Annotated in this window: 14 protein-coding genes; 8 read left to right on the top strand and 6 right to left on the bottom strand. The window is 38.0% G+C overall.

All coding sequences use genetic code 11. The features are described 5' to 3' along the window. Positions 1-119: 119 nt before the first annotated feature. From F580_RS26075 to fdxA, 3 genes are all read right to left on the bottom strand, one after another. Positions 120-326, bottom strand: a complete 207-nt coding sequence (locus F580_RS26075) for a CPXCG motif-containing cysteine-rich protein (protein WP_083927016.1) — start codon at positions 324-326, stop codon at positions 120-122. 152 nt (positions 327-478) lie between these two features. Then, a complete protein-coding gene (locus F580_RS0118005) occupies positions 479-1,399 on the bottom strand; it encodes a fructosamine kinase family protein (RefSeq protein ID WP_019029142.1) in 921 nt (306 codons plus the stop codon). A gap of 74 nt (positions 1,400-1,473) precedes the next feature. After that, positions 1,474-1,809 (bottom strand): ferredoxin FdxA, encoded by a 336-nt coding sequence (gene fdxA, locus F580_RS0118000; RefSeq protein WP_019029141.1) that lies wholly within the window; start codon positions 1,807-1,809, stop codon positions 1,474-1,476. Positions 1,810-1,957: 148 nt separating this feature from the next. Here fdxA and F580_RS0117995 point away from each other — a divergent pair, with 148 nt between their 5' ends. Continuing rightward, entirely contained in the window at positions 1,958-3,655 is a 1,698-nt protein-coding gene (locus tag F580_RS0117995) for an NAD(P)/FAD-dependent oxidoreductase (protein WP_019029140.1), read from the top strand. 75 nt (positions 3,656-3,730) lie between these two features. Here the strand turns inward: F580_RS0117995 and F580_RS0117990 are convergent, their stop codons facing one another. Then, complete coding sequence (locus F580_RS0117990; protein WP_019029139.1) at positions 3,731-4,495, bottom strand: SRPBCC family protein; 765 nt, start codon at positions 4,493-4,495, stop codon at positions 3,731-3,733. Between the two features lie 642 nt (positions 4,496-5,137). Between F580_RS0117990 and thrS the strand changes: the two genes are divergently transcribed. The 6 genes from thrS (at position 5,138) to F580_RS0117955 (ending at position 11,309) form a co-directional block, all read left to right on the top strand. Beyond that, positions 5,138-7,048, top strand: coding sequence for a threonine--tRNA ligase (gene thrS, locus F580_RS0117980; RefSeq protein WP_019029137.1), 1,911 nt, complete (start codon positions 5,138-5,140; stop codon positions 7,046-7,048). Between the two features lie 218 nt (positions 7,049-7,266). After that, a complete protein-coding gene (gene infC / locus F580_RS0117975; RefSeq protein WP_019029136.1) occupies positions 7,267-7,824 on the top strand; it encodes a translation initiation factor IF-3 in 558 nt (185 codons plus the stop codon). A 185-nt stretch (positions 7,825-8,009) separates the two neighbouring features. Continuing rightward, a complete protein-coding gene (gene rpmI, locus F580_RS0117970; protein ID WP_019029135.1) occupies positions 8,010-8,204 on the top strand; it encodes a 50S ribosomal protein L35 in 195 nt (64 codons plus the stop codon). Positions 8,205-8,220: 16 nt separating this feature from the next. Then, positions 8,221-8,580 carry a 50S ribosomal protein L20 gene (gene rplT, locus F580_RS0117965; protein ID WP_019029134.1) on the top strand — a complete coding sequence of 120 codons (360 nt, stop codon included), beginning with the start codon at positions 8,221-8,223 and terminating at the stop codon, positions 8,578-8,580. 546 nt (positions 8,581-9,126) lie between these two features. Beyond that, positions 9,127-10,230, top strand: a complete 1,104-nt coding sequence (locus F580_RS0117960; protein WP_019029133.1) for a phosphoribosylaminoimidazolesuccinocarboxamide synthase — start codon at positions 9,127-9,129, stop codon at positions 10,228-10,230. Between the two features lie 212 nt (positions 10,231-10,442). Then, the gene (locus tag F580_RS0117955; RefSeq protein WP_019029132.1) at positions 10,443-11,309 is read left to right on the top strand and encodes a tetratricopeptide repeat protein; all 867 of its coding nucleotides are present in this window, start codon (positions 10,443-10,445) and stop codon (positions 11,307-11,309) included. A gap of 157 nt (positions 11,310-11,466) precedes the next feature. Here F580_RS0117955 and F580_RS0117950 read toward each other — a convergent pair whose 3' ends face one another. Continuing rightward, the gene (locus tag F580_RS0117950) at positions 11,467-12,330 is read right to left on the bottom strand and encodes a type 2 periplasmic-binding domain-containing protein (RefSeq protein ID WP_019029131.1); all 864 of its coding nucleotides are present in this window, start codon (positions 12,328-12,330) and stop codon (positions 11,467-11,469) included. Between the two features lie 81 nt (positions 12,331-12,411). After that, complete coding sequence (locus F580_RS0117945) at positions 12,412-13,446, bottom strand: Leu/Phe/Val dehydrogenase (RefSeq protein ID WP_019029130.1); 1,035 nt, start codon at positions 13,444-13,446, stop codon at positions 12,412-12,414. Positions 13,447-13,937: 491 nt separating this feature from the next. Here F580_RS0117945 and F580_RS0117940 point away from each other — a divergent pair, with 491 nt between their 5' ends. Further along, positions 13,938-14,339 carry a DUF4826 family protein gene (locus F580_RS0117940; RefSeq protein WP_019029129.1) on the top strand — a complete coding sequence of 134 codons (402 nt, stop codon included), beginning with the start codon at positions 13,938-13,940 and terminating at the stop codon, positions 14,337-14,339. Positions 14,340-14,348 lie beyond the last annotated feature (9 nt).

The following is a 14,348-nucleotide window of genomic DNA, read 5'->3' as shown; positions in this document are numbered from 1 at the left end:
GGCAAGCATCATAGATGAGATAGCTTAAGCAAACAAGGCAAAAAATGTCTTAAAGTAAAGTTAACCTAGCTGTGTAAAGGCGAGTTTAGCTAGGCGTATTGAGGGGGAGTATAGATAAACTAAAAGACTTGTTCATCATCACTGTCTACTGTCAATTGTATCTTCTTTCGGTATTCGTCAACATGTAGATTGTAATGAATTTCCATGCAGCAAGCAGGGCATTCATCATAATAGTCTTGATCACCCCCTGATGAGTCTAACGTGACCTGCAAATGGTGGCCACAGTGAGGGCAAGTAATTCGTTTTTCACTGAGCTTATTGGTCATACAGCCTCCACGACGATAATAACAAATGTTTTGAAGTATCTTGTCTTCTTCATTGAGTATGACTATTTTTAATTAAATTACCAAAAATAGTGCCGGCTTTCGGGTGTTAATCTACAGTCCTTTGATCTACAAGGTATCTTAAATCAAAGGCTCTAGTGCAAAGGCAGTGACATAATACGAGATAGCGTCGCTTTTGCTTGCTCAATATAAATACCACCGAAAATATTGGCGTGGTTTAGAATATGATAAAAATTATAGACTAACTTTCTTTGACCATAGCCATCATCCAGCGGGTATTCTGCTTGGTAACCACGATAGAATTCCGCAGGAAAATGACCAAATAATTCGGTCATGGCAATATCAACTTCTCGGTCACCATAATAGCAGGCAGGGTCAAAGAACATCACTTGTTCACCGCTAAACCCGGTATTACCTTGCCATAAATCGCCGTGCACTAAACATGGCGTTGCTTGATGATGAAGCAATGCGTCATGACAAACTTGGCTGATATGGTCGATGTTGCCTAACACAATGGCTCGCTCGGACAGTAATTGTAATTGCCAACCAATTCGTTGTTCAGCAAAAAAAGTGGTCCAGTTACTGCTCCAATGATTGGGTTGAATGGTGTTACCAATGAAATTATCATGTTGCCAACCAAACTGTCCATGGCGAGTTTCATAATGCATTTGAGCGAGTTGTTGACCCAGTTGGTACCAGAGCATTGGCTTTGCTTTACTAAAGTCTACATAGTCGAGTACTAAAAAACTTTTATCTAAGCTCGTTCCAATGGTGGTTACTTTTGGCGTTGCTATATTTGCTAGGGCATTTAGTTGCTTTAATGAATAAGCTTCGGCGTGAAAGTTATCTAAATGCTCTTTGTTATTTATCTTTAAAAAATAACTTTGTTTACCATCAGATATTTTAAAGGATAAATTTAATGGCGGCTCATTATTATCAAGCAAGTTGGTGAATGAAGAGGCATTAGCACCCCTGGTTGATATTTCTTGTTTTTGAGAAATATAAAATGGCTTACCAGTTTCAATGCCAATGGCTTGTTCAATGCATTGCCACATAGTTATCTCCAAAGGGTAATTATTTCAGTATAGCTGCTTTCCTTTAGATTGTGTTTGGTTGACAAGGCTCAGGGTTAGTCATCTGTTTGCGTATCCAAATACTGGATCTTATCTGTTACGCCATCCCATTTTTTTGCTTGGCTTAAAGGCGCTTTAATTTCGGTTATTCTAGGCCAGTGTTTTGATAATTCGGCATTAAGTTCAATAAACTCTTGCTGATCTTTAGGTACTTCATCTTCTTGAAAAATAGCATCGGCAGGACATTCAACGGGACATAAATCACAATCAATGCAATCATCAGGGCTAATAACTAAAAAATTAGGTCCTTCATAAAAAGCATCAACAGGACACACTGCGACACAGTCAGTGTATTTACATAAGATACAGTTATCGGTTACTACAAATGCCATAGTGTTATCTAAAATTTGTTAATTATTGTCTGAACAGTAGGGTGGATCATACCTTTGTTGAGCGCAATTTCAATCTCTTGTTTCTAAAATGGTGACGTACAGGTAAAATAGTGGAAAATATTACTCTTCCTACGCTGGATCTTAAAGAATGATTCGTTTAACTAATATTAAACTCGCCCTTGATCATCAAGAGCATGAACTTGAACAAGCGATTTTAACTAAATTATCTATTGAAAATACCCAAGTGATAAACTTTACCGTTTTTAAACGCGGTTATGATGCACGTAAGAAAAATAAAATAGTCCTCATATATACCTTAGATGTTGAAACGAATATCAATGAGGAATTGTTGATAAAATTTGAGGATGATACGCAAGTAAAAGTTACGCCTGATATGGCCTATAAATTTGTTTGCCAAGCGCCCAAAAGTCTTAAAAATCGTCCGGTCGTTATTGGTATGGGTCCTTGTGGTTTGTTTGTTGGACTTGTATTAGCTCAAATGGGCTTTAACCCAATTATTTTAGAGCGTGGTCAAGAAGTAAGACAGCGCACTAAGGATACCTTTGGTTTCTGGCGTAAAAAAATATTAAACACTGAGTCTAATGTACAGTTTGGTGAAGGTGGCGCGGGAACTTTTTCAGATGGTAAGCTTTATAGTCAGGTTAAAGACCCTAAACATTATAGTCGTAAAGTATTGCATGAATTCGTTACTGCAGGTGCACCTGAAGAGATTTTATATGTTAGTAAGCCTCATATAGGTACTTTTAAATTAGTCACTATGGTTGAGAAAATGCGCGCTAAAATTTTCGAATTGGGCGGAGAAGTTCGATTTAATCAGCGCGTTGATACTATTCATTTTACCGATGTCGATGGTAATGAATGTACTACCCAAGGGATTGAAGGTTACCAAAATCAAAAAGTAACGGGGCTAACATTATCAAGTGGCGAGCATATTGAAACCAATCATATCGCTTTAGCAATCGGTCACAGTGCGCGTGATACCTTTAAAATGATATTTGATGAAGGTGTTTACATGAAAGCTAAACCTTTCTCTGTTGGTTTTCGTATTGAACATGAACAATCGGTGATTGATGAAGCGCGTTTTGGTAACAATGCCGGCAATGAAATTTTAGGCTCTGCAGATTATAAACTAGTGCATCATTGTAGTAATGGCCGCTCGGTTTATAGTTTTTGTATGTGCCCAGGTGGTACGGTTGTTGCGGCGGCATCAGAAGCGGGTCGTCTCGTTACCAATGGCATGAGTCAATACTCACGCCATGAACGTAATGCTAATAGCGCAATTGTGGTTGGTATTGAACCGTCAGACTTTAGTGACAAGACCATCAGTGGTGAGTTTGCCAGTGATCGCGATCACGTTCTTGCCGGTATGGATTTTCAACGTAAATTAGAAGAAAAGGCCTTTAAACTGGGTGGCGAAAATTATGACGCGCCGGTGCAGCTTGTCGGTGACTTTCTTGCAGGGCGACAAAGCGGTCAACATGGCAGCGTTTCTCCGTCTTATAAGCCCGGCGTTACTTATTGTGATTTAAGCGAAACCTTACCTGAATTTGCTATTAACGCCATAAGGGAAGCATTACCTGCTTTTGATAAAAAAATTAACGGTTTTTCAATGGCAGAAGCCGTATTAACGGCGGTAGAAACACGCACCTCATCACCGATTCAAATTACCCGTGATAAAGAGTCACTGCAAAGTCTTAACAGCCAAGGTTTATATCCGGCAGGTGAGGGTGCAGGTTATGCAGGAGGTATTTTGTCAGCGGGTATCGATGGTATCAAAATAGCCGAAGCAATGGCGTTAGCGATAACGGCTGAGCAAGAGCAATAATATTACCGGGCAGCTTATCGATACATCAGCTCGATACGCCTGCCCGGTAACTTAATATTTTGTGAGGCTAAAGGCCTATTTTTTCAACGGTGCTTTTGGGGTCTTTATTAATTCGGTAATGCCGTTAATACTTTGCTGTTGCCACTTTTGTGCCGGCAACTGTTGCCTAATATTCCCCATAGTCTGCCAAATTGATTTTAAAGCTAAATGATCAGCTAACCATTTTGGTATATCACCACGGCCATCAGCGATAACGTGATATTCTATGAGCAAATTATTTATATTTTTCTGGCCGTCTTTCCCTAGCGCCAATTTGGGAGTGATTTTCCAGTAGGCACTATGAATTTTCACCCGTAAAAAACGTGCTAAATTTTCTATCTTTAATGTTTTGGCACTACCTCCAACCTCTAGAACGGCATCCCTGATAAATATATCAACACTCAAATCTTCATTTTGCCTGTAAGTAGAGTGCAGTATTAAAATTCTAGGGCTTAGCGGCCAAATGTGATCTATTTTCACATAAAAAATACTTTCACTGATAGAAAACTGCTCAAGTAATTCACTCTCGCTCGCATTACTTAACCAATTAGGTGTATTACTGACATTTTCCATAAAAAGCAGGAAGCCAGCAATGCTTGAATTTACCGTCACGGTAGCTTTAATTTCTATTAAGGGTTTATCAACGCTGTTATCTATTGGATTTTTAGCTAATAAAACAGGGCGAAAACTAACACTCTGCAGGCTGTTTTTTTTCCATAACTGCCATGGCGCTTGCTCCGCATAAGCAGGGAGGTGGCCAGTATAAACTAGCATTACACTAATAAATAAGAGAGTTTTCACTAGTTAGTTGGCTATTATGCGAGAAGTTTGTTTAATATTATTACTGATTTATCGATAAAGAGCTATGCCGACTTGTTGGTAATCATTGTGTTATGACTTCAGAAAAAATGGTTTTACTAAATCAAAAACCTTACCGGTAATAACAATTTAACCCTTTTAATTGCTCAAATTGTTGCTGCGTTCCTATGCCTTGTACTGACTGCTCTGTTAAGCTTTAAAGACTTCATTTGAATGGTCAAAAATGGTTTGTTTTTCATACTATCTTCACGGGCAAATAAAATTAATCACCTCAATTTTAATATAAGTCTGTTATTTCAAAGCTAGCTTAGATTTTATTTTTTATTAGCAGATTGTGAAAAGTGACTTAATGTTGTTGAAAACTCTTGTTTAAAGAGAACAAGGCTTTTACAATTGCGCCTAGAAAATAAAATTTTACAAAAAAGAGCTACATGCTCTTTTTTCTGTTCAGGATGAACTGGGCTATTTAAACGTTAGCTAAGCACATGCAAGAGCATAAGTGCGGTTTGTTCAAATTGAAAACTTATAAGCATTTGCTTGATGCGAGTGCTGATGCCACTTATTTATTTAACTATTAAAAATTCAAGCGACGCTTTGTGTGCGCCGCCACTGATAAGGAAAAACATGCCTGTAATTACTCTCCCTGATGGTTCTCAACGCTCTTTTGAACAAGCGATATCCGTAATGGATGTTGCCCTTGATATCGGCCCTGGTCTTGCTAAAGCAACCATTGCAGGTCGAATTGATGGAAACCTTGTTGATGCATGTGAATTAATTACTCAAGATGTTTCTTTGCAACTTATCACCAGTAAAGATAGTGAAGGCCTTGAAATCATTCGTCACTCATGTGCGCATTTATTAGGGCATGCGATAAAACAACTATATCCGAATGCTAAAATGGCTATCGGTCCTACGATCGATAATGGCTTTTATTATGACATTGATCTTGATGAGTCAATTACCGAAGACGACTTAGTAAAAATTGAAAAACGCATGACTGAACTTGCGCGTACAGCTTATCAAGTTGTTAAGAAAACTGGTACTTGGCAAGATGCGTATGACGCCTTCACTGAACGTGGTGAAAGCTATAAATTACAGATCCTTGATGAAAACATCGAGAAAACGGATACTCCTGCTTTATATCATCATGAAGAATACGTTGATATGTGTCGTGGTCCTCATGTACCAAGCATGCGCCATTGTCATCATTTTAAATTGATGAAAGTTGCCGGTGCTTATTGGCGTGGCAATTCAGACAACAAAATGTTGCAACGTATCTATGGCACAGCATGGGCTGATAAAAAACAATTAAAAGCTTACATTGTTCGTTTAGCGGAAGCTGAAAAACGCGATCACCGTAAAATAGGTAAAACATTAGATTTATTCCATTGGCAAGAAGAAGCGCCGGGCATGGTGTTTTGGCATAACGATGGTTGGACAATCTACACGGAATTGGAAAAGTTTATTCGTGAAAAGTTACACGAATATGATTACGACGAAGTGAAAGCACCAATGATGATGGACAGAAGTCTTTGGGAAAAATCTGGTCATTGGGATAAGTATAAAGATGGTATGTTTACTACTACCTCTGAAAAGCGTGAGTACGCAATTAAGCCAATGAACTGTCCAGGTCATGTACAAATCTTTAACCAAGGTTTGAAATCATACCGTGATTTACCATTGCGTATTGCAGAATTTGGTTGTTGTCATCGTAATGAACCTTCAGGCTCGTTACATGGTTTAATGCGCGTACGTGGTTTCACTCAAGATGATGCCCATATTTTTTGTATGGAATCTCAAGTTCAAGATGAAGTGAAAAAATGTATCGAGATGGTTTATGATGTTTATAGTTCATTTGGTTTTAAAGATATCATTGTTAAATTATCAACGCGTCCAGAAAATCGTATTGGTAGTGATGAAATTTGGGATAAAGCCGAAGCAGGTTTAGCACAAGCTTTAACCGACAGTAATATTGAGTTCGAATACTTACCCGGTGAAGGTGCTTTTTACGGTCCTAAGATTGAATTTACGTTAATGGACTGTTTAGGAAGAGCTTGGCAATGTGGTACAGTGCAACTTGATTTTGCTTTACCAGAGCGTTTAGGCGCCACTTATGTTGGTGAAGACAACGAAAGATATACTCCAGTGATGATTCACAGAGCAATATTAGGATCATTAGAGCGCTTTATTGGTATTTTAATTGAAGAGTTCTCGGGTAAGTTTCCAACATGGTTATCGCCAACTCATGCCGTAATTATGAACATTACTGATAAACAAGCGCCATATTGTGAACAAATTGTTAAAAAACTAAAAGAAAATGGCTTTAGAGCAAAACAAGACTTGAGAAATGAGAAGATAGGCTTTAAAATCCGCGAGCACACTTTGAAGAGAGTTCCTTACCTTTTAGTTGTCGGTGACAAAGAAATGGAATCAGGTGAAATTTCTGTTCGAACTCGAAGTGGTGAAGATTTAGGAAAAATGTCGGTTGAAGACTTTATCGCTAAGTTATCTGATGAAGTAAAAACACGGGCATAAATGCAAAAACACCAAGTCAGTAATGACTTGGTACAGTTAAAATAAGTTAAGGTTATTTAATTACATCAATTTGTAAGTTAAATAACCAAGATTTCTTCTTATTTCTAGGCAGATGCACAGAATTGACGAATGTTAATAAGCACTGACAACAACGAAATAGAATGAAATATCACTATATCACTATATAAGTTAATCAAAAAAAAGTTCTTTGGAGGAACATGGCTATTAAAGGTGGACAACGAGGCGGGCGTAAAGAGCCAGCTCATCGTTTAAATGAGTTAATTACAGATATCCTAGGCAATGAAGTTCGTCTAATTAAATTTGACGGAGAGCCAGGTGGCATCGTTACATTAGATGAAGCAATGGACCAAGCGGACGACGCTGGTGTTGATCTTGTTGAAATTAGCCCTACCGCTAAACCACCGGTTTGTCGTGTGATGGATTACGGCAAGTTTATCTATGAAAAAGCTAAAGAACAAAAAGAACAACGTAAAAATCAGAAACAAATACAGGTTAAGGAAATTAAATTCCGTCCTGGTACAGATGAAGGCGATTATCAGGTAAAACTACGCAACCTGAAACGCTTTTTAGAAGGCGGCGATAAGGTCAAGGTAACATTACGTTTCCGTGGCCGTGAAATGGCCCATCAACAACTCGGTTTAGACTTGTTAACGCGTGTTAAAAACGATTTAGCAGAGCTAACTGTACTTGAGTTTTTCCCTCGTAGAGCGGAAGGACGACAAATGGTGATGGTCTTAGCCCCTAAAAATAGATAAAACTTGGTTTGACAAGTAATAGAAGATTTTCGGATTTTCTATTCACCAACTTTATCTTTACGCTGGTAGTAAAGGCTTGCAAGTAAAATAGCTTAGTAGACTTATTTAAGTTCACTTGGTTACTTTCGCCCTCGCTACTTAATATTTGGCATATACCTAGATGGTATAAATGCGGAGTTATTCACATGCCTAAAATGAAAACGAATAAAGGTGCTGCAAAGCGCTTTAAAAAAACAGCCAATGGCTACAAGTTCAAACAAGCTGGCCTTCGTCATATCTTGACTAAGCGTCGTACTAAAGTTAAGCGTCATCTTCGTGCTAAAAGCATGATCGCCGCAGCTGACATTAAGTCAGTTAAAAAACTTTTACGTCACGGTTAATTAGGAGATATAGAAAATGGCTAGAGTAAAACGTGGTGTACAAGCTCGTGCACGTCACAAAAAGGTTCTAAAGCAAGCTAAAGGTTATTACGGTGCACGTAGTCGTGTTTATCGTGTTGCTTTCCAAGCAGTAACTAAAGCAGGTCAATACGCTTACCGCGATCGTCGTCAACGTAAACGTCAATTCCGTCAGCTTTGGATCGCTCGTATTAACGCAGCAGCTCGTCAAAATGGTTTATCTTACAGCAAGTTCATTAATGGTCTTAAAAAGGCTTCTATTGAAATTGATCGTAAGATCCTAGCTGACATCGCAGTATACGATAAAGCAGCATTCACTTTCTTAGTTGAAAAAGCGCAAGCTTCTTTAGCTGCTTAAGTAAAAGAATGTAAGCTTAGCTAAAATTTAGTTAAGCTTGAGAAAAGGACGCTTTTTAGCGTCCTTTTTACTTTTAAGCGCATACCTTTTATTTAAACTTATTTGATGGCCCTTTTAATGTCAGCTTAATTGCCTATTTAAAACAAGGGGCAAATACCATTGCGGTGAAAGCGCTAAGAGTAATGTTATACCAATTTGATTAAATTCTTCCCAACTCAGAGCTGTACTCAATGTTCAATAACAAGGCGAATTTGTTTAGGTCTAGTCATTCTAAACCACATAAATTTAACGATGTTAGTGGTCATTGAGTAAGCTCCCTTTGGGCGAGTTTAAAGGGTTCATATGCGGCGTTATTGATTTTGACAAGGGAATAACCATTCTCTTCAATCAATGCCTTGCCTCTAAACCCTTTAACTCTCGCTGAGTGGGAAAGAACTTAATCAACTTGGTATTAACTAAACAGTATCCTATTTAAACAATACCTTTAATAAACAGTAAGTTTTCAGAAGAGCTGAAAACAACTGTGAATATACAAGAGAATAAATAATGAACTTAGCTGATAAAGTTTTAGCCGTTAATAATGACCTTCCTATCCGTACTGATGCCCCGGTACACAGCGGTAAAGTACGTTCTGTTTATTGGTTAACCGAAACGGATAGTAAACGACTTATCGAAGAGAAGGGCTATGATGTCCCCAGTGATACTTCTTTAGCCATTATGGTGATTAGCGATAGAATTTCAGCATTTGATTGTATCTGGTCTGGTGAAAATGATATGCGTGGTGTTCCTGGTAAAGGCGCGGCACTTAATGCTATTTCAAATCATTGGTTCAATTTATTTAAAGAAAAAGGGCTTGCCGATAGCCATATTTTAGATATTCCTCATCCATTTGTATGGATTGTACAAAAAGCAAAGCCAGTGATGATTGAAGCTATTTGTCGTCAATACATTACCGGTTCAATGTGGCGTGCATACACTAAAGGTGAGAGAGACTTCTGTGGTATTAAATTGCCTGAAGGGCTAGCGAAAGATACTAAGTTGCCAGAGTTATTACAAACACCGTCCACTAAGGGTATCTTAGAAGGTATTCCCGGTGTTCCAGCCGTTGATGATGTAAATATTACCCGTAAAAATATTGAAGATAACTTTGCGGCCTTTAATTTCAAATCGGTTGATGATATTAGCCTATATGAAAAATTACTGACCGAAGGTTTTGAAGTGATCTCGACCGCTTTAGCTAACATCGACCAAGTATTTGTTGATACTAAGTTTGAGTTTGGTTATGTCAAAGATGCTGCAGGTAATGACAAACTCATTTATATGGATGAAGTTGGCACTCCTGATTCATCCCGTATATGGGATGGCGAACAATACCGAGCAGGTAAAGTCGTTGAGAACTCGAAAGAAGGCTTCCGCCAACTATTATTAAATACCTTCCCAGATCCTGATATCTTATTAAATAAAGACCGTATGGATGAACGTGAAGCATTAGCGCGTGACAATAAACTGCCATTGTCAGTATTGATGGATGTTTCAAAAACCTATATTGATATCGCTGAAAAAATTACCGGTAAGAAGATTGTTTTGTCAGATAATCCAAAAGCTGAAATTGTGTCAATCTTACGTGAGCAATATCAGTTAATCGATTGAGTTTATCACTCAGTCTTAAGCATTATAAAAACCAGCTTTATGCTGGTTTTTTATTGGCTCGATTCTGAGATCTAACGTAAAAAGGTTAAATAAAGCAATCTGTTATTAAAGATTATCAGTGAAATCATCTGTACTGTTGATTTTTCGAACAATAATGAGTAGTGTTATTGACTGCACCTTAATTACACAAGAAAATAAAAAGGAATTTTACTTTGATTTATCTAAAAATAATACTGCTAGCCTTTGTGCTAAGTATCAGTAATTCAGTTTCTGCCTCAAATATTCAAGCTTGCTTAGAGCCTAAGTGCGTTGACTATTTTAATAAATGGAAAGTGTTGGCAAGTCGAAAGTTTAATTTAGCTTCATCAGTTATGGGAGAGCTATACTATCAAGGTTATGGCACTGAAAAAGATCTGTCGAAGTCATTAAAATATTTTCGTAGGGCGGCAAAATATCAGTTTACTTATGCTCAGTATCGCACGGGGCTATTTTATTTATATGAGCCAGACTTTATTGATTATGATGACGGTGTTAAGTATTTGAAAAAAGCAGCTCGCAGAGGTCATGGGGAGTCGGCTTTTATATTAGCCCTAGGTTACGGTAGTGGCGAGTTTGGCGATAAAGATATAGAAGAGTCCGATAAGTGGTTGGAAAAAGCAATTTTAGCCAAGAATAGTAAAGCACAAAGTTATGCTAATTTTCTTCATAAGAATAACAAAATACAGCATAAAGATTACCCAATGGTATCAAGCATGATTGCTGACTTAACAGTTGTAACTCCAAGTGAAAGCACTAGTTCGACTCATGTGACTTTAGAAGATAAAAACGAAATTCAATGGCCAGAAGATAGCGATACTGAAGTCATCACTGTATCGGCACCGAGTGTAGAGGATATTTTTGATGATGCCATTCAGGAATTAAAGAATAACCCACCTAAATCTGCGGGTACTACGGGGACTCGTATTATTGGTAAATCTTGTGCAGATATGATTAGTTGTAATTCAACAGATTTAGCTGATATGGAACGCCTAATGATACAGACTATGGGAATGAACTTGAACCACATGAGGGGCGGTTAATTCTAGATAAAGTCAATTGATAAAATGATATTGAGAGCAATATAGCAAGCTGAAGATTTTAGTCTCTCGATTACTTTGCTAGTGACGAAAATTAACAGTTAGACAGCTGATTTCTTTATTACGGCAGCAAATAAAAACCCAGCTATATGCTGGGTTTTTATTGTTTTTTACTTGGCCAAGTCAAACCATATTTATCTAATTCAGCTTGATTCTTATTATTGGGGTTATCTAATTTGATCACTCTTGAATTTTTAAATTTGCTGAGCGGAAAGGCATGATGGGTTAAAGGATGATCTTTCATGTATTTGAAATAGCTACCGGATTTAAATAAGCGCTGCAAGCCTAAGTTGAGTCTATCGGCTAATAGTTTATTATTGCTATTGACAAAAAAATGCATACTAAGTGGATATTGAATGATGAGGTCTTGATAGAATATAAGGTTTGGAAAACTACTTTGAACTACATCAAGCTCAGCTTGGCCTTCAAATATACTTAAAGGTAAATAATCACAACGCTTCAACGTTACCATTTGTAGCATGGCATCAAAATAACCAATACGCGCAATGGGTAAACCAGCGTGCTCTAAAATATCAGCATCTGGCCAATGTAATCCTTGGCAGGCAATGAGCTCATTGAGATCTTTGGCTGAGGTAAAGCTAGAAAAACTTTCGCTGTCTTGTTGGCGTATGATCATGCCTCGCCAGCCTAAGCCCCCTCGAAATAATGGAAAAGGGACTTTGTGAAGTTCTGCCTCACGAATATGTGAATTACCAGCCCACACTACATCGTAGAATTCCCCTAATGCTAATAGTTTTAACATTCTTTCTTGCCCTGGATAGGGAACTGTTTGTAATACGGCATAGCCATATTCTTCAGAGGTTTCTATTAATGCAAGTCGCAGCAGACCAATAAAATAGTCATGGCTAGCATCATCTGCTTTTTGTTTACCTGTGGTTGTCACCGTAGTAACCGATAAGCATTGAGCTGATATAAGAAACAACAAAATTATCAACGTTTTCATTGTCACTTCCCATAAGGGATCTTATAGTAAATTATAGTTTAGCATCGATAATTTTGTTGGTTGCTGAGGATATATGTACCGTTATTTACCACCATTTTTGATTATTTCACGCGCCATCTCATCGGCAATGATGCCAGTTGGTCTATTTTGAATATCAGCCTTAACGTAAATATCTAATAAAGTATCATAGATATTTGATACCTTTTGACGAGATTTTTCCATATCATAATTATTTTCAAATGAGACATTGATTATCCCCCCGGCATTTATAACATAATCGGGCGCATATAAGATTCCTCGCTGGAGCAGGGCTTGATCATGACGCTGTTCGGCTAATTGATTATTAGCACAACCCGCAATAATACTTGCTTTGATGCGAGGTAACGTTTGATCATTAATGGTGGCACCTAATGCACAAGGGGCATAAATATCAACATCTTGATCATAGATTTCATCTAAACCAACCACTTTGGCATTAAATTCATTGGCAGCATTATCTAAAGTACTTTGATTGATATCAGTGATAACAAGTTCAACACCGGCATTATGTAAGTGTTCGCATAAAAGATAACCAACACTTCCAAGACCTTGTACGGCAACCTTGAGCCCGGTCAAATCGTCTCTATTAAATTTATGCTTAACCGATGCTTTTATCCCAAGGAAAGTACCAAGGGCAGTGAATGGGGCAGGGTTACCACTTTTACCTTCAGTGCCGGTCACAAAAGGAGTAACGGTGTTTGCGATAGCAATATCACTGGTGGTGATATTGACATCTTCGGCACTAAAATAACGGCCGTTCAAGCCATTTAAAGCTTCGCCAAACGCTTTAAATAAAGCTTCAGATTTGAGCGTTTTTGCATCACCAATGATTACCGATTTACCACCGCCCATTTTAAGTCCGGCCATAGCATTTTTATAGGTCATGCCTTTAGATAATCGTAATACATCAATAAGGGCCTCCTCATCGCTAGCATAGTCCCACATTCTACAACCGCCTACGGCAGCTCCTAATTTAGTACTATGCACCGCAATAATGGCTTTTAGGCCACTGGCGTCATCACTGCAATATACAACTTGCTCGTGGTCATCAAAATCAGGTAAATCAAATAAAGCCATTGGGTTTCTCCATTTTTTCTTGCTAGAAAAGGCAATTTAAATGTGTTGTAATGTTTAAATCGAACGATAGCACCTAGAAAATAGCCAAGCTAGTCAGGAACAAAATTAAGTCTTTAGTAATAAGGCGCAAGTTGTAAGCGATAAGCTACAACTTAGCGAATAATCCTGACTACGTTAGCGGTGCTATACCCATTACCACTCAATATTCTTGTTTCAGAGTGCTTGAGCTATTTCAATTCAAGGCGCTGTTATGAAATAATGGTTGTTCCATTATAAGTCATAGCAACGATGAAGTGATGTTGCTCAAGCGCTTCTTTGATGGGTTTAAAAACGATTTATTCCGCGTTATTAATTTGAACAATGGAACAACCATTCTCTAAAATTAACGCCTTGCCTAAATCGTTTTTAACTCCCACTGAAATCGAGCACTTTGAATGGTAACGGGTATAGACATCATTTATAAACCGAATTAGCCTAATTAGAGAATAAATATGAGCGAAGTAGCAGCAATGACAGAAGTACAGCGACAGCAATGGATCAAGGAGCAGTATCAAGTTGCGACTAAATATCTAGCAGAAAAGGGCATTGTCACCAATAGTGTTAAGGCTGAAGATAGCCGTTATTTAGTCCCCATACTCGCAGTATGGAAATTAAACTCACTAGAGGGTAAAAGCTTTTGGGTTATATGCGGTGATTTACCGAGTGATCATAGTAGTATTGATGTCGCTCAAAATGCTCGTGAGGCACTCAAACACTTTTCTTTAAAGTGGCAAATGCAAGCTGAAAACTTATTACAAGCCAAAACAGCAGAGCAAACTAATTTTGCTAACTTATTAATAAGCCGAGCTGAGGGCTTGCATAAGCTGTGTGAAGATGAGGCTTTATGGAAGTAAAAGTAGACT

This window comes from Colwellia piezophila ATCC BAA-637, assembly GCF_000378625.1.
Classification (GTDB): domain Bacteria; phylum Pseudomonadota; class Gammaproteobacteria; order Enterobacterales; family Alteromonadaceae; genus Colwellia; species Colwellia piezophila.
The sequence above is the reverse complement of the archived record's forward strand: the minus strand, read 5'-3'. Positions and strand labels throughout refer to the sequence as shown.

Excerpts from the sequence above, each read along its gene's own strand:
- F580_RS26075 (WP_083927016.1), bottom strand. The coding sequence starts at position 326 with ATGACCAATAAGCTCAGTGAAAAACGAATTACTTGCCCTCACTGTGGC.
- F580_RS0118005 (WP_019029142.1), bottom strand. The coding sequence starts at position 1,399 with ATGTGGCAATGCATTGAACAAGCCATTGGCATTGAAACTGGTAAGCCA.
- fdxA (WP_019029141.1), bottom strand. The coding sequence starts at position 1,809 with ATGGCATTTGTAGTAACCGATAACTGTATCTTATGTAAATACACTGAC.
- F580_RS0117995 (WP_019029140.1), top strand. The coding sequence starts at position 1,958 with ATGATTCGTTTAACTAATATTAAACTCGCCCTTGATCATCAAGAGCAT.
- thrS (WP_019029137.1), top strand. The coding sequence starts at position 5,138 with ATGCCTGTAATTACTCTCCCTGATGGTTCTCAACGCTCTTTTGAACAA.
- infC (WP_019029136.1), top strand. The coding sequence starts at position 7,267 with ATGGCTATTAAAGGTGGACAACGAGGCGGGCGTAAAGAGCCAGCTCAT.
- rpmI (WP_019029135.1), top strand. The coding sequence starts at position 8,010 with ATGCCTAAAATGAAAACGAATAAAGGTGCTGCAAAGCGCTTTAAAAAA.
- rplT (WP_019029134.1), top strand. The coding sequence starts at position 8,221 with ATGGCTAGAGTAAAACGTGGTGTACAAGCTCGTGCACGTCACAAAAAG.
- F580_RS0117960 (WP_019029133.1), top strand. The coding sequence starts at position 9,127 with ATGAACTTAGCTGATAAAGTTTTAGCCGTTAATAATGACCTTCCTATC.
- F580_RS0117950 (WP_019029131.1), bottom strand. The coding sequence starts at position 12,330 with ATGAAAACGTTGATAATTTTGTTGTTTCTTATATCAGCTCAATGCTTA.
- F580_RS0117945 (WP_019029130.1), bottom strand. The coding sequence starts at position 13,446 with ATGGCTTTATTTGATTTACCTGATTTTGATGACCACGAGCAAGTTGTA.
- F580_RS0117940 (WP_019029129.1), top strand. The coding sequence starts at position 13,938 with ATGAGCGAAGTAGCAGCAATGACAGAAGTACAGCGACAGCAATGGATC.